Raw genomic sequence first — 16323 nt, 5'->3', positions numbered from 1 at the left:
CCGTCACTCCCCGCGGAAAGCAAGTGCCCGCAGCGGAAATCAACGGGCAAACTTTCAAGGCTCAAAACAATATATGCGAAAAGAGCCAAATTAAATGATGCTAGAGGGAGATTAAATGACGGAAAATATAATTATTCGTTTTGAGCAGGTGACCAAGCAATATGATAATGACCCTGCCGTATTGAATGAAGTCAGCTTCGAAATTGAGCGTGGGAAATTCTATACTTTACTCGGTCCGTCTGGTTGCGGGAAAACTACTGTTCTTCGTTTAATTGCTGGTTTTATTGAACCATCTCATGGGAAAATATATATGAATGGAAAAATTGTTAATCAAATACCCGCGAATAAACGCCAAGTGAATACTGTTTTTCAGGACTATGCACTATTTCCACATTTAAATGTATTTGAAAATGTCGCTTTTGGCTTGCGGATCAAAAAACTAAAAAATTCTGAAATTGATCGTAAAGTGAGGGAGGCGCTTCGCTTTGTCAATTTAGGAGGGTATGAAAACCGGGAAATTAATGAAATGTCCGGCGGACAGCGCCAGAGGGTTGCGATTGCCCGTGCAATCGTAAACGAACCAGAGGTTATTCTTCTCGATGAACCATTATCTGCACTTGACTTGAAGCTGCGAACGGAAATGCAGTATGAACTGCGTGAACTGCAGCGTAGACTCGGGATTACGTTTATTTTTGTTACCCATGATCAGGAAGAAGCATTGGCGATGTCTGATGAGATCTTTGTATTGAATAATGGCAATATCGAACAGAGTGGAACACCAACCGATATTTACGATGAACCAATTAATCGCTTTGTTGCTGATTTCATCGGGGAATCGAATATTGTTCCCGGTACAATGATTCAGGATTTCAGCGTTCAATTTGCAGGGAAAACATTTGAATGTGTGGACGGGGGATTTGACGCAAATGAAGCAGTTGAAATTGTCATTCGTCCGGAAGACTTGGAAATTACGAAGCCGGAAAAAGGGAAGTTGAGGGTTCAAGTTGATTCCCAACTATTCCGCGGAGTTCACTATGAGATAAGCTGTAATGACCAAGATGGCAACGAATGGCTTGTCCATTCAACGAAAAAAGCAATCGTCGGAGAGGAAATTGGACTTACCTTTGATCCTGAAGCCATCCATGTGATGAGGCACGGAGAAACAGAAGAGGAATTCGATAAACGTCTGGAAGCGTATGAAGAGGGAAGCTATGAAAAGTAATTCCCGCAACCTCTATCTCATTCCGTATGTCATTTGGATTGCCCTTTTCGTTGTCACGCCGATTCTTCTAGTCGTGTATTATTCGTTTTTCGATATTGAAGGCCAATTGACCATCGCCAATTATCAGAAATTTTTTACGCCTGTTTATCTAAAAATGACGGTAAGCTCGTTTTGGTATGCCTTCTTAATTACATTTTTCTCATTGTTTATCGCTTATCCAACTGCCTATTTGTTGACAAAAACAAAGCATAAACAACTTTGGCTGTTATTAATCATTTTGCCTTCCTGGATCAATTTATTGCTGAAAGCATATGCTTTCATCGGCATATTTGGTACATATGGAGCGGCAAACAGCTTTCTCGAATTAATCGGATTTGGCAGTAAGCAAATCTTATTTACTGATTTCAGCTTTATTTTCGTTTCTGTTTATATTTTTCTGCCGTTCATGATTTTGCCGATTTTTAATGCGTTAAATGAAATAAATCCTTCGCTGATTGATGCAGCGAATGACCTTGGTGCATCCTCGTGGACGACATTTAAACGCGTCATTTTCCCGTTAACGCTTGATGGGGTAAAATCTGGGTGTCAAATTGTTTTTATTCCGGCGCTATCTTTGTTCATGTTAACAAGACTAATCGCTGGAAATCGAGTCATCACACTCGGTACGGCGATTGAACAGCATTTCCTTGTCACACAAGATTGGGGGATGGGTTCAACGATCGCAGTCTTTTTAATTATTGCCATGGTATTGATTATGGTTCTTACTGGCAAAAGAAAGCGGGGAATCCTATGAAAAAGATATCTAAACTATCAGCTATTTACTTAGCTGTAATGTTTTTCATCCTGTATGCCCCGATTTTTTATTTAATGTTTTATTCATTTAATAGTGGGGGAACGATGTATCACTTTGAAGACTTTACCTTTAAATGGTACAAGGAATTATTCCATGATACGCGGCTATTGATCATTGTTTTAAATACTGTTATCATCGCACTGTTATCCGCTGCGATTTCAACGATTATTGGTGTTGCAGGAGCACTTGCTATTGCCTATGCGAGAAGAAGAAGAGTGAAAAATACGCTTCTATCTCTTAACAATGTACTCATTGTAAGTCCTGATGTTATTATTGGGGCATCGTTTTTAATTCTGTTCACAATGATCGGTATTAAGCTAGGTTTCATCTCTGTTCTGCTTGCCCATATTGCTTTTAGTGTGCCAATTGTTGTAATTATGGTGCTGCCAAAAATCGAAGAAATGAGCACGACGATGATTTATGCGGCCCTTGATTTAGGGGCAAGTCGTTTGGATGTATTAACAAAGGTCATTCTTCCTTATATCACTCCTGGTATTTTTGCAGGGTTTTTCATGGCCTTAACTTATTCATTAGATGATTTTGCGGTTACATTTTTTGTTACTGGAAATGGCTTTTCAACTTTATCTGTTGAAATTTACTCACTTGCTCGGAGAGGTGTTTCACTAAATATTAACGCTCTTTCTACATTGTTGTTCATTTTCACTATGCTTTTAGTAATCGGTTATTATTTTATTACTAAACGAAATAACCGGGCGAACGGAATGGGGGTAAGACAATGAAACAACTCATCCGGGCGTTAGTTGCTGTCTTAATCGTGACATTTGCTTTAATGTATATTGTCTCTAAACTAAATTCGGCTCATGGGTACACAAGTGGAAATACGCTGACGATTTTTAACTGGGGCGACTATATCGATAGCGATCTCATCAAAAAATTTGAAAAAGAAACAGGCATCAAAGTCATTTATGAAACATTTGATTCCAATGAAGCGATGCTGACAAAAATTGAACAGGGAGGAACAGCCTATGATATTGCGGTTCCTTCTGAATATGCGATTGAAAAAATGAAAGAAGAGGATCTGCTGCTTCCTGTTGATCATTCAAAAATACCGAATCTAAAGAATATCGATCCACGCTTTTTGGATCTGTCATTTGATCCAGGGAATGAATATTCTATCCCCTATTTTTGGGGAACCGTCGGGATTTTGTACAATACTGAAATGGTAGGGGATAAGGAAATCAAAACTTGGAATGACCTCTGGGATCCTGATTTTAAAAACGATATTTTGCTCGTTGATGGCGCCCGAGAAGTCATGGGAATGTCTTTAAATAGCTTACACTATTCCTTGAACGATAAAGATGAAGCCCATCTCATCGAAGCGAAGGAAAAGCTTGATCGATTAACACCAAATATAAAAGCCATTGTTGGGGATGAAATTCGGATGTTAATGGAGAACGAGGAGGCCGCCATTGGGGTCATGTGGTCCGGAACAGCCCAAGAGATCATGTGGGAAAATGATAAAGTCGAATATGTTGTGCCTGAAGAAGGTTCGAATCTTTGGTTCGATAACATGGTCATCCCGAAAACGGCAAAAAATCCCGATGCTGCACATATGTTTATGAATTTTATCCTTGATCCGGAAGTAGCTGCACAAAATGCGGATTATGTAGGTTATTCAACACCGAATAAAGCAGCGTTATCTTACATGGATGAAGAAACAATCAGCGACGAACGTTTTTATCCAGATGAAGAAATGACAGCAAGACTTGAAGTATATGAAAACCTTGGAAAAAGAATGATCGCATACTATAACGATCTCTTCCTAGAGTTTAAAATGCATAAAAAATGATGAACGAGACTGACTGGCGAGAGGGCTGGTCAGTCTTTCTTTGTATAAAATTCGGAATTCTACTTAAAGTTTACAATTGCGCCCATTATTGGAATAATTGCTCCTATAAATCATTTAATTGAACCCATCCCAAAAAATTCCCCATTTTTAATCACTTAATGTCAATAAAAATGGGGAATCTAAAAAAAAGGAGTGGTTAAATGAAAAATTGGATTTGCAGTTTATTTCTTCTTTTTTCAATCATTCAGCCTGCTTTAGCTCAGTCCCTCCCAACTCAGAAAAAAGATCTGGCCCTTGTAATTGATGACCTCGGTAATAATATGAAAGGAACGGTGGAAATGTTAAATCTCCCAGTTACCTTGAATGTGGCGATCATGCCTTTTTTACCATCAACGAAAGAAGATGCTGAGCTGGCGTATCATAATGGGCATGAAGTGATCGTTCATTTGCCGATGGAGCCAAAAAAGGGAAAGAAGAGCTGGCTTGGGCCAGGAGCGATTACGACTGATTTAAGTGATGAAGAAATTCGAAAGCGCGTCGTGGCTGCGATAAAAGATGTTCCCCATGCTGTAGGTATAAACCATCATATGGGTTCTAAAGCAACAGAGGACGAAAGGGTGATGAAAATTGTCCTCGAAGTATGTAAGGGGAACGGGCTTTTCTATCTCGATAGCAAAACAACAGGTAAAAGTGTTGTCAGTAAGTTGGCAACGGAAATGGGTGTCCCTTTTTTAGAAAACAATTTATTTTTTGACGATATTTATACAACGCAGCACATAAAGAAACAAGCCAGTCGGTTGGCAGGTAAACTATCCGAAAATGATCGGTTAATTGCCATCGGGCATGTGGGGATTGCAGGACCAAAGATGGTAAAAGTATTAGAAGAGTATATTCCTGTTTACCAAAACAAAGCGAACATTGTTGCGTTGTCAGAGTTAATTCCAGGTTATGAGTTGATCGATAAGGGACCCTGAACCAACTAGAAGCAGAACAAATTGAAGGAGATCATATTACGCATGAAAACACGAAGGCAAAAGTTGTAAGAGGCGACGAAAATTTGAGATAGACTGAGTTGAATGCAAGGAAATATTTAATTTGGAGAAAAATGAGCGGGGAAAAGCGAAAATTAAATTAGAATAATCATACGACCGCCCACATTCCGATCTGGTTAGTCCCGCAACGAAGCGAAGAAGAAGAGGTGGACGGCCGTGAATATAGTATATGTTTTCGTTTAAAAAGGATGCAAACAAATTCATGTATTGTACATTTGCATATCCAGATGAATAAGCAACCTATAAAAGGGGAAAATATTCTCATATCTTTGATAGCAGCAGTTCGCACTGCATGATCAAGGTATACTTCAAAAGTTCTCATCTTAAGGAGAGGTAATCATGCTTTGGACCATTGCAGGGATTTTACTTGTTTTATGGATACTAGGAATGATTTTTAATATTGCGGGAGGAATTATTCATTTCCTTCTAATCGTGGCAGCGGTATTGATTGTTGTCCAATTGGTTAGAGGAAGAGCATCGGGAAGATCCTAAAAAAAGGGGAGACTGACTCAGGACGGGTCAGTCTTTCTTATTCTTAAGATAAGAATAACATTGTACCCTTGTAGAGATTATGGTATTTTGATGCAGAACCTACTTCCAATATTGAGTAAAAAAGGGGGCGAAATTATTGAAATTAACAAAAATTATACTGCGTCATTTAAAAATGCGAATGAAATCGCCATTTGCAACAAACTTTGGCAGTTTTCAAGATAAAGAATTTATTTTACTTGAGGCGGAAGATGAAAACGGAAATAGCGGGTGGGGAGAATCTGTCGCTTTCTATACTCCTTGGTACACGGAAGAAACAATGAAAACAAATTGGCATATGCTTGAGGATTTTCTAATTCCAGCTATATTAAATAAACACATCGAACATCCGGACGAAGTTTCTGAACTTCTCTCTTACATACGGAGAAATAATATGGCAAAGTCTGCGATTGAAGGTGCTGTTTGGGATTTATTTGCCCAGGAAAAGGGGATCTCGCTTGCAACTGCACTAGGAGGTAAAAAAAACAAAATTGAAGTTGGCATTAGTATTGGCATACAAAATACGGTTGATGATCTATTAAAATTAATTCATGGCTATGTAAATGAAGGCTATAAACGTATGAAAGTGAAAATAAAACCAGGCTGGGATCTTGAGGTGATGAGGGAGATTCGGAAGTGTTTCCCGAACGTGCCACTGATGGCAGACGCCAATTCAGCATATACACTAAATGATATCAAGCTATTAAAGGCGTTGGATGAATTTAATTTAATGATGATTGAACAGCCTTTGGCGTCGGATGACATTATTGACCATGCCAAGCTGCAAAAGGAAATTACCACCCCTATATGCTTGGATGAGAGTATTCATTCCTATGAAGATACGCGTAAGGCAATTGAATTAGGAAGCTGCAAGATTATTAATATTAAAATAGGCCGTGTGGGCGGGTTAACAGAATCAATAAAAATTCATAATCTTTGCGAAGAACACAATATTCCAGTATGGTGTGGGGGGATGCTCGAATCTGGAATTGGAAGAGCTCATAACATTGCCCTAACTACTTTATCTAATTTTGTTATGCCAGGGGATACAGCAGGTTCTTCACGCTATTGGGAAAAGGATATTGTCGATCCGGAAGTAAGTGTCGAAGATGGATACATCACTGTTCCTAATAAACCGGGAATGGGGTATAAGCCGAATCGCGAGACGATTAAGCAATTTACGGTCTATGAAAAAACTTATTCTTAGATGACCGTTCTCGTAAAAACAGTCATCTAAAAACTGCCTTTTTAGCGACTCCCAAAATAGCATTGATCGGATGTCATTTTGGGAGTGTTATTTGTGGTAAATATCAGCTAGTGATGAAGTGACGGAATATTCTATTAATATTTCTCGGGAAAGCGCAGGTTTAGACAATTCTTGCTATGTATTTGCTGTTTTTGGTGAAAAGGCAGAATAAAAGTAGCATCCTGTCGATTTGGAAAGATGTTAAAGAATAACCCGCATAAAGTGACCCTTGTTTGTTCAGTGATGATGGTAATGATTAAGGTATGATTAACTACCTACATTGGAAACTTCATTTTAAATGATGTTCCGATCCCTTCATTGCTGTCAATGTGATAATCGCCTTTCAGGCGCTTAATAATATCGAAGCAAATCATTAATCCGATGCCCGTACCCTTTGTTTTTGTAGAATAGTAGGGTTGGCCAAGCTGTTTTAATTGGGCTTGGGAAAGGCCGATGCCTTCATCATTGATCTCAATAATGGCAAAACCGCTATTTTGGTAAGCAAGAATTCGTAAGTTTCCGCCTGAAGGCATAGCTTCGATTCCATTCTTGACGATATTCATAAATAGCTGCTTGGACTCATTCAAATTTCCCTTAATAAACAAATCATTCTCAATATCATCTGTTAGATTAACATTCGACATAACCGCATATGGTTTCATAAAATCAGATACATCCGAAACAACCCTCGACAAGCTAAAAGCTTCTGTTTCATGCCTAGATGGCCGCGCAAGGGTTAGAAAGTCATTAATAATATGATGGGTCCTGTCTAATTCCTCAAGAGATACTAAAATAAACATTTTTTGGTTGGCAGTTAAGTTCACCTCATCTTTCATCATTTGCATAAAACCTCGAATCGATGTCATTGGATTCCTAATTTCGTGGGCAACAGATGCAGCAAGCTGACTGATCGCATTCATTTTATCCGCATTTTGTAATTGTTCCATCATGAGGAGCTGCACTTTATTCGTCTCGATTAAATAAACAATCGTCGAAAGGGTTACAATGGATACGAGCGAGAACCATAAGAGATGGATAATATCATTAGCATGTCCAGTTTGGATGAATGCAATTGAACGCGTTCCAGTAATCAAAAGGTATGAAAGAATGGCAACACTTAGCTTGTGGAGAATTTTTCCTCTTTGGTAGAATTTACTTACAGACCAAAATAGCGCGGTCATAATTAAATAATTGACGAATATTACGAGTGGATTTCCAATTTCCAAGAAGGTACTTATTCCGAGAAGCACACCAATTGTCACACCTCCAGCGAGAGGTCCGATATAGAAGAAAGCAATAAATACTGGAATAAATTTTAAATCAAATTCCATTCCATCTACAATTCTCACGGGGAAGGACATTGTTAAAAAAAGAGCAACCAAAATGGTTAGTAAAAAAGCAATATTAGTTTGCAATCCCTTTTTATGTTTATAAAGGATGTTATTTACAAGCGGAATAATCATCATAATAAAAAAATGAAAAAATAATTCACCGACAAATACCTTCAAACGCATCATTCCTCCATGTTACTTATGATTCATATAATTATACCAAATAGTATACGAATCCTATTAAATATGGATAAATTAATTCGATGTATTTCTCGACAAAAAATGTGAATAATTCGCAAAAAAAGACAATATTCTTTGAATCTGAATAGAACTTTTAGGTTTATAGCATAAAAATTAAATATTCCTTATTACCTGAATGATTTTTTAAAGCTTATTTATAATTGAAAATTAAATTTCTTTAGAATCACTTTCTGATTTTTTCTTCAATCAGAATAATAATATTAGTGGAGTAAATAGCCCACCCCGAGGGTTATCGTGGAAAAAGGAAAAACCGGCTCATTTAAAAGAGCCGGTTTCATTAAGGCATTACAACATCTTTTTCTTCCGCAAGGCGGGGTGAATTCACGATTTCCTGCACTTCCGCACCCTCCAATGTTTCTTTCTTAAGAAGGGCTGCTACTAACAAATCAAATTGAACCCGATTGGCTGTAATTAGCATTTCTGTTTTCTCTAATGCTTTTTGGAAAAGTCCCTGCATTTTTGTTTCTTTTTGTCCTTTATTAAAAGTTAACGTAAATCCGTCTTCCAGCAAGCCGGTGTCAACCATTTGTTCAATGATATGCTTGGCTTGCTTGACATCACCGCTCACCCCGATGCTATGTTCACCAAGAATAAGCCGTTCAGCGACACCACCCGCAAGAATCATTGCCACTTGATCGAGAAGATCACTTGTTGTCGATAAATGAAGTTCTTTCGGAATCGGAGCGACATAACCAAGCGCCTCCCCACGGGGAATAATTGTCGCTTTTCGAACAGATCCCGGTTTTGTGACTGCCGCAACAAGCGCATGTCCCGACTCATGAATAGCTACACGTCTTTTCGTTTCAGGATCTTGAAGAGACCGAGTTGTACTTCCAAGAATCGTACGATCAAGTGCGAAATCCATGTCTTCTTTAGCAATCACTTCCTGTCCATTCTGAACTGCTCTGCGGCTTGCCGTTTCAAAAAGAGAATGAAGTTCGGCACCTGAAAAACCAGAGGTACTTTCAGCAAGTTCTTCGAATGAAGTCATAACATTTTCCGCTAAACGTCTGTTTTTTGAATGGATTTGAATAATCTCTTTCCTGCCTTGTGTATCTGGCAGTGGAACATGAAATGAAAAATCAATCCGACCCGGACGAAGGAATGCTTCATCTAACATGTCCTTTCTATTTGTCGCAGCAATAAAAAGGATGCCATCATTTGAATGGCCGCCATCAAGCTGGACGAGAAGCTCGGTTAAGGTTTTCTCACTTTCTTCGCCGCCATGTTGTTTCCTTTTCCCAGCAAGAGCATCTACTTCATCGATGAAAATGACAGCAGGCAACTGTTTTCTTGCATTTTGAAAAAGATTCCGAACGCGAGATGCACCTACACCGACAAATAATTCATTAAACGCGGAACCGCTCGTTGAAAAGAATGTGGAACCTAGTTCTTTTGCGATCGCCTGGGCAAGCAATGTTTTCCCTGTTCCGGGCGGTCCATATAATAAAATCCCTTTAGGCGGTTTCACACCTAATTTTATCGAACGTTCAGGTTCTTTGATAATCGAAAGAGTCTGCAAGATTTCCTCTTTCATTTCTCCCTGGATACCTCCTACATCTGCAAGAGAAATAGAAGGAAGGGGTCTTGCCTTTGAAACGCTTTGCTTCATTGTGGTTGTTGCTCCAAGCCCGCCTTTTCCTGATTTATAAAAATAAAAGGCAATTCCAGCTAATAAGACAACGATCCCACCAAGAATCCATGGCGTATATGGACTGCTTGAAGAAAATGTATATTGTATATTATAGTTTTCTACTAATTTTGCGATCATTTGACTATTAGGAGGGACGTGTGAAATGAATTCACCCTCATGCGTTTTGATCAAAAGCTTCCCGTCTATATACTCTTTTAGCGTGACCATTTCTCCATTTTCGGAAGCGATTACTTTCTCCACGGAAGAAAAAGGGATGGTCATTTCTTTATTTCCATCTTGGACAGCCCAAAAAATGCCCGCTAAATTTATTAATAACACTAGAATAATAGGTACAATCATCGAAGATTTCTTTATATTTAATTTCATTGTTTCCCTCCTCGTTGTACCTTTCTATTATAAGAGGATTAAAAGACACTGAATAGGTAAGTATTCATGTAAAATGTTGAAGAAAATGGCAGTGGGGGGTGAAATTACGTGATTTTTATAATTATTGTTTACTTTTATCGACCTTGGTCATAACATATGAATTAGAACATATTTTGGTAGTTAGTAGGTAAAAAGAAATAGAATAATAAAATTGGAGGTATTAGGATGGAATTAGACACGAAAAGCCCAATCCCGCTTCATATTCAGTTAAAAGACCGAATTAAAAACTTAATTAATGAAGGTTCATTTCATGAGAAGATTCCTAGTGAAAGAGAATTAATGGATAGTTATAAGGTGAGCAGAAGCACGGTAAGAGAAGCAGTCTCGCATTTAGTCCGTGAAGGAGTATTAGAAAAGGTACACGGAAAAGGGACGTTTATTTCTATGAAGCCTATTGAAGAATGGCTCGGGAATTTGAGTAGTACGACAGATACTATCAGAAAAATGGGAATGAAACCAGATGCAAAATTAATTGAACACGGAAAAGTAAGACCTCCAAAGGAAATAATCGATGCGACAGGGTTTGAGGAAGCCTACTATATTAAAAGAATCCGCTTTGCAAATGATCAGCCCCTTGCCATTGAGGTTCAATATTACCCTGTTGAAATCGGAGAAAAGCTAGCGCAGTACGATATTGAAAAAGGAACTCTGTATGACATCCTTGAACAAAAGTTGCACATTAAGCTTGCAGAGGCAGAGCAAATAATTACGAGCAGTTACTTATCAAAAGAAGATGCAAAGTTATTAGGAGTGGAAGAATCATTAAATGTATTAACGACAGAAAGGTTATTAATGGACATTGACGATCATCTAATTGAATACTATATTGCCTCTTTCCGCTCTGATTTATACTCCTTTCGAATTAAGCTTTCAAAAAGGTATACTTGATCCATTCAAAAGGGTGTAGAGAGAGTTATTAGAAATATTAATAAGTTATATGAAAAATCACAATAAATAATATTTTTAGAAAACATTGAAAATTATAAACCATTATGGTTTAATCTAATTGAGGCTTCATTCATCAACTGGTACGGATGACATGACGTCAGGATCTAATTTGACCGAAAGGGGGATCAGCACCTCTAGTTTTGAAATAAACGTATACTTCACGAAGAAAGGAAGGGTTCGAATGATTATCGGAGTACCAAAAGAAATCAAAAACAACGAAAACCGTATTTCGTTAATTCCAGCAAGTGTTAAAGCATTCGTTCAATCCGGGCATTCCGTATTAATCCAACAAGGTGCTGGCATTGGCAGCGGTATTACAGATGAAGAATATAAACAAGCGGGAGGCACTATCGTTCCACATGCTAAGGATGCATGGGAAGCTGATATGGTGATTAAAGTAAAAGAGCCTCAGCCTGAAGAATATCGATATTTTAGAAAAGATCTTATTTTGTTTACGTACTTACACTTAGCTGCCGAGCCGGAGCTGACAAAGGCTTTAGTCGAGAATCAAGTCACAGCTGTTGCCTATGAAACCATTCAGCTTGAGAATGGGTCACTTCCACTGCTAACACCTATGAGTGAAGTGGCAGGCAGAATGTCTGTCCAACTTGGCGCACAATACTTGGAAAAAATAAATGGCGGAAAAGGAGTCCTCTTGGGAGGTGTTCCCGGTGTAAAGCCAGGGAAGGTTGTGATCATCGGCGGCGGAATTGTTGGCACGAATGCGGCTAAAATGGCCATTGGGCTTGGAGCAGACGTGACGATTATAGATATTAGCCCAGAAAGGCTTCGTCAACTGGATGATCAATTTGCTGGAAGATTAAAAACAGTCATGTCCAATCATTTCAATATTGCAAGAGAAGTGAAAGATGCTGATCTAGTAATTGGTGCCGTATTAATTCCTGGTGCAAGAGCACCTCAACTTGTTACTGAAGAAATGGTTAAACAAATGGAAGAAAACTCAGTCATCATCGATGTTGCGATTGATCAAGGTGGATCGATTGCAACGAGCGACCACATTACATCCCATGATAATCCTACCTATAAAAAACATGGTGTCATCCATTATGCCGTTCCAAATATACCGGGCGCTGTTTCAAAAACAGCCACATACGCTCTTGCGAATACAACTTTACCATATGGCTTGATCATCGCAAATAAAGGAATCCAGAAATCAATCGAATTACATCCTCCATTAGCAAAGGGCTTTAATACGGTTAATGGAAGAGTAACTCATCAAGCTATCGCAGAAACGCACAGTTATCCATATACACCGATTCATTCGATTTGTGAAAAAATAGCAACAACAATTTAATGAAAGGGGAATGCGAAATGACGAAACTGGAAATTCAAGAAAATGAGCAATTAGCCAAACAAGATCAAGACCATCTATGGCATGCGATGAGCCGCCATGTCGAAGGCGGCGGCCCGATGATTGCTGAATCAGGTGAAGGTGCTTGGTTTAATGATATCAATGGAAACCGCTATTTAGATGGAGTTTCAGGTTTATGGTGCTTGAATTTAGGACATGGACGCAAAGAAATTGTCGAAGCAGCAGCCGAACAAATGATGAAGCTTAGTTATTTTCCTCTTACGTTAAGTCATCCGCCAGCCATTCAGTTATCAGCAAAAATTAGTGAACTTCTCGGTGATTCATACAAAACTTTTTTCTCAAACAGCGGCTCAGAGGCAAATGAAACCGCATTCAAAATTGCTAGACAATACCATTATCAAAATGGAAATCCAGAAAAGCACAAATTTATTTCGCGTTACCGTGCCTACCATGGCTCGACTCTGGGTGCAATGAGTGCAACTGCCCAAGCGAACAGGCGATATAAATACGGTCCAAGTGCACCAGGCTTCCTACATGTTCCACCACCTTACAGTTATCGCAGCCCATTTGGCGGCGAAGGACCTGAGAGTGACTTGGCAGCAGCTGATTTTATCGATCAGGTCATTTCTTGGGAAGGTGCTGAAACAGTGGCAGCTGTTATTATGGAGCCATTTATTTCTGGCGGCGGCGTCATAATTCCATCACCAAGCTATTTGCAGCGAGTTTCGGAAATTTGTAAAAAACACGATGTCCTCTTAATTATTGATGAAGTCGTATCAGGCTTCGGTCGGACTGGGAAAATGTTCGGTTTTCAGCATTCTGAAGGGGTCAAGCCAGATATTATTACGATGGCAAAGGGCTTAACGAGCGGATATTTACCTCTAGGTGCAACGGCTGTAAGTTCCGAAATCTATGAGAAATTTAAAGAGCAAGGACCTGCCAATCACTTCCGCCATGTTTCTACATATGGTGGACATCCAGCTAGCTGTGCCGTTGCCTTAAAAAATATTGAAATTATTGAGAAAGAAAACATTGTAGGTCGAGTGGCATCTCTCGGAGAGTCTGTCTTGGGCAGATTAAAAGAATTGATTTCCCATAAAAATGTTGGCGAAGTCCGTCACGCTGGTTTCTTATATGGGATCGAAATGGTTGAGGATAAGCAGTCCAAAACACCAGCTTCTGAAGAAACAATGGGGAAAATCATCGGCCGATGCAAAGAAAAGGGACTCATTATCGGCAGAAATGGGGATACAGTTCCTGGATTTAACAATGTACTGATTATCGCACCACCGCTTATTTCAACAGAAGATGACTTGAATTTCGTGGTAGAAACTGTATTTAAAGTATTGGATGAAATTTAAAAATTTATTATATATTGATCTTATCAAAAGGCTGTTTTCGTAAAGTTTGTTACTTTTATAATTCGATTTTTATTAAATAATCTGAGTTGATTGGAGCGGAGGGCACTTGACTCCAGCGGGAGATAGAGGGAACGGGAGACCCCACAGGCGGTAACGCCGAGGAGGCTCCCGTCCCTCCCCGCGGAAAGCAAGTGCCCGCAGCGGAAATCAACGGGCGAATTTTGAAGGATAAAAACAACAATATATGCGAAAACAGCCTATCAAAAAGAATGCTGTCCAAAATATAAATATTGAAGGGTGTGCTTATCAATGGCAAAAGTTGAAAAAGAATTAGAGGTTATTAAAACAAAGAAAATCAAAATGACACCAAGTGAAGCGATTGTAGAGACGCTAGTTGCGGAAGGAGTTAAGCATATTTCCGGTATTTTAGGATCTGCTTTTATGGATTTACTAGATCTTCTACCAACTGCAGGAATCCGATTTATTGGAGTCCGTCATGAACAAAGTGCAGGTCATATGGAGGATGCTTACACGAGAGTAAGTGGCGTAGCAGGAGTAGTCATTGGCCAAAACGGACCTGGAATTACAAACATGGTAACGTCCGTAGCTGCTGCAAATCAAGCGCATACACCAATGGTTATTATTTCACCATCTGCGGGAACACCGACAGTTGGTTGGGATGGATTCCAAGAGTGTGACCAAGTATCCGTATTTAAAGCGATTACGAAAGAAACTGTTAGAGTAACTCACCCTGGCCGTGTTGCTGATTGTTTAAGAACAGCATTCCGGATTGCGTATGCTGAGCGCGGACCAGTACTATTCGATATTCCGAGAGACTATTTCTATGGAGAAGTAGAAGATGTTATCCTTCAGCCACATCAATACCGTGCAGATAATCGAGGCTGTGGATCTTTAGAGTTAATTGATCAAGCTGTTGACTTGTTAGCTACAGCGAAAAACCCTGTCATTATTTCAGGTCGTGGAGTTGTTGACTCTGACGGCATTGAAGCAGTGAAGGAAATTGCGGATTACCTTACAACTCCTGTTGCTGTTTCTTATATGCATAATGATGCATTCCCAGCGAATCACCCATTATCAGTTGGTCCAATTGGCTATATGGGATCAAAAGCGGCAATGAATACACTGAAGGATGCAGATGTTGTGTTGGCAATAGGAACTAGATTATCTGTATTTGGAACATTGCCTTGCTATGATATCGATTATTTTCCGAAAAATGCAAAAATTATTCAAATTGACATTAATCCGCGTAATATTGCTCGTACTCATCCAGTGGAGGTTGGAATTATTGGGGATGCAAAAGCGGCAAGCGTTGAAATTGCAAAACGCTTAAAAGAAAAGGTTCCAAATTGTAAATCTAATCAAGAAAGACTGCGCCAAGTTTCTGAAGAAAAAGTAAAATGGGAAAAAGAGCTAGTAGATCTTGCGATGGTAGAGGGCAGTCCAATTAACCCGCGCCGCGCACTTCTAGAGCTTACAAAGGTTTTACCAGAAAACGCCATCGTAACAACTGATATTGGTAACGTTTCATCAACAGCAAATGCTTACTTGAAATTCAATCATGGGCGCCAGCATATCGCCGCCTTAACTTTTGGTAACACAGGTTTTGCTTACCCTTCTGCATTAGGAGCTAAGCTAGCTAATCCAGATAGTCCAGTAGTTGCCATTGTAGGTGATGGTGCATGGGGGATGAGCTTGCATGAAGTAAGTACGGCTGTTGAGGAAAATATTCCGGTCGTTGCTTGTGTATTTAATAATAATGCATGGTGTGCTGAAAAGAAAAATCAAGTTGATTTTTATAATAATCGCTTTGTAGGTGCAGACATTCAAAATCCTGACTTTGCAGAAGTAGCCAGATCAATGGGAGCTGTCGGCATTAATGTCGATAAGCCGGAAGATGTCGGACCTGCAATCCAAAGAGCGATTGAATCGAATAAACCTACAGTCATCGACATTCAAGTGGATGGAACGCAATTAGCACCGCCATTTAGAAAAGACGCCCTGAAAATGCCGACGCGCCTATTGCCTAAATATTCCCACTTAGATCACAGAAACTGGTAAAACACTTGAAAAGAGGGGCAATCTATAAAAGATCGCCCCTCTTTTCTTTCTAAAAAGGATATTTGCTACTTTCTATTGAATAATATCAATCCAAGCGATTTTCCTTACATATATCCGCCAAGCAGGTAAGGAACGAATATCATATCCTCTTCTAAACAAAAACTAGGCTTTTTATATCATGACGCATTGGTCTAATACATTTGAGCCATTGGATTATGG

The 16323-nt window shown here is 39.3% G+C and carries 13 protein-coding genes; 11 read left to right on the top strand and 2 right to left on the bottom strand.

The features are described 5' to 3' along the window. The first annotated feature begins 115 nt into the window (after nt 1-115). From BGM26_RS06400 to menC, 7 genes are all read left to right on the top strand, one after another. Nucleotides 116-1222, top strand: coding sequence for an ABC transporter ATP-binding protein (locus BGM26_RS06400; RefSeq protein WP_217038874.1), 1107 nt, complete (start codon nt 116-118; stop codon nt 1220-1222). Next, the gene (locus tag BGM26_RS06395; RefSeq protein ID WP_217038873.1) at nt 1212-2015 is read left to right on the top strand and encodes an ABC transporter permease; all 804 of its coding nucleotides are present in this window, start codon (nt 1212-1214) and stop codon (nt 2013-2015) included. The genes BGM26_RS06400 and BGM26_RS06395 overlap by 11 nt, the downstream gene beginning before the upstream one ends. Continuing rightward, nucleotides 2012-2815 carry an ABC transporter permease gene (locus tag BGM26_RS06390; protein WP_217038871.1) on the top strand — a complete coding sequence of 268 codons (804 nt, stop codon included), beginning with the start codon at nt 2012-2014 and terminating at the stop codon, nt 2813-2815. The genes BGM26_RS06395 and BGM26_RS06390 overlap by 4 nt, the downstream gene beginning before the upstream one ends. Further along, nucleotides 2812-3885: an ABC transporter substrate-binding protein gene (locus tag BGM26_RS06385; protein ID WP_217038869.1), complete on the top strand. Its 1074-nt coding sequence runs from the start codon at nt 2812-2814 to the stop codon at nt 3883-3885. The genes BGM26_RS06390 and BGM26_RS06385 overlap by 4 nt, the downstream gene beginning before the upstream one ends. A 200-nt stretch (nt 3886-4085) precedes the next feature. Continuing rightward, nucleotides 4086-4859, top strand: a complete 774-nt coding sequence (locus BGM26_RS06380) for a divergent polysaccharide deacetylase family protein (protein ID WP_217038867.1) — start codon at nt 4086-4088, stop codon at nt 4857-4859. A 417-nt stretch (nt 4860-5276) separates the two neighbouring features. Then, the gene (locus tag BGM26_RS06375) at nt 5277-5429 is read left to right on the top strand and encodes a lmo0937 family membrane protein (protein WP_217038866.1); all 153 of its coding nucleotides are present in this window, start codon (nt 5277-5279) and stop codon (nt 5427-5429) included. A 136-nt stretch (nt 5430-5565) separates the two neighbouring features. Beyond that, on the top strand, nt 5566-6672 hold the full coding sequence (gene menC, locus BGM26_RS06370) for an o-succinylbenzoate synthase (RefSeq protein ID WP_217038865.1): 1107 nt from the start codon (nt 5566-5568) through the stop codon (nt 6670-6672). A 314-nt stretch (nt 6673-6986) separates the two neighbouring features. On the opposite strand, the gene BGM26_RS06365 is transcribed toward menC, so the two are convergent. Continuing rightward, complete coding sequence (locus BGM26_RS06365; RefSeq protein ID WP_217038864.1) at nt 6987-8219, bottom strand: ATP-binding protein; 1233 nt, start codon at nt 8217-8219, stop codon at nt 6987-6989. A 361-nt stretch (nt 8220-8580) separates the two neighbouring features. Continuing rightward, nucleotides 8581-10323 carry an AAA family ATPase gene (locus BGM26_RS06360; RefSeq protein WP_217038863.1) on the bottom strand — a complete coding sequence of 581 codons (1743 nt, stop codon included), beginning with the start codon at nt 10321-10323 and terminating at the stop codon, nt 8581-8583. Nucleotides 10324-10548: 225 nt separating this feature from the next. Between BGM26_RS06360 and BGM26_RS06355 the strand changes: the two genes are divergently transcribed. From BGM26_RS06355 to xsc, 4 genes are all read left to right on the top strand, one after another. Further along, nucleotides 10549-11271, top strand: coding sequence for a GntR family transcriptional regulator (locus BGM26_RS06355; RefSeq protein WP_217038862.1), 723 nt, complete (start codon nt 10549-10551; stop codon nt 11269-11271). Between the two features lie 241 nt (nt 11272-11512). Beyond that, complete coding sequence (gene ald, locus BGM26_RS06350; RefSeq protein WP_217038861.1) at nt 11513-12646, top strand: alanine dehydrogenase; 1134 nt, start codon at nt 11513-11515, stop codon at nt 12644-12646. Between the two features lie 17 nt (nt 12647-12663). After that, nucleotides 12664-14025 carry an aspartate aminotransferase family protein gene (locus BGM26_RS06345; protein WP_217038859.1) on the top strand — a complete coding sequence of 454 codons (1362 nt, stop codon included), beginning with the start codon at nt 12664-12666 and terminating at the stop codon, nt 14023-14025. A gap of 309 nt (nt 14026-14334) precedes the next feature. Then, a complete protein-coding gene (gene xsc / locus BGM26_RS06340; RefSeq protein ID WP_217038857.1) occupies nt 14335-16104 on the top strand; it encodes a sulfoacetaldehyde acetyltransferase in 1770 nt (589 codons plus the stop codon). The last annotated feature ends 219 nt before the right edge of the window (nt 16105-16323 follow it).

Origin of the sequence: Bacillus sp. FJAT-29790 (genome assembly GCF_019039215.1) — a bacterium.
GTDB lineage: Bacteria > Bacillota > Bacilli > Bacillales > Cytobacillaceae > Cytobacillus.
This window is presented reverse-complemented; position numbering and strand designations above follow the sequence as displayed.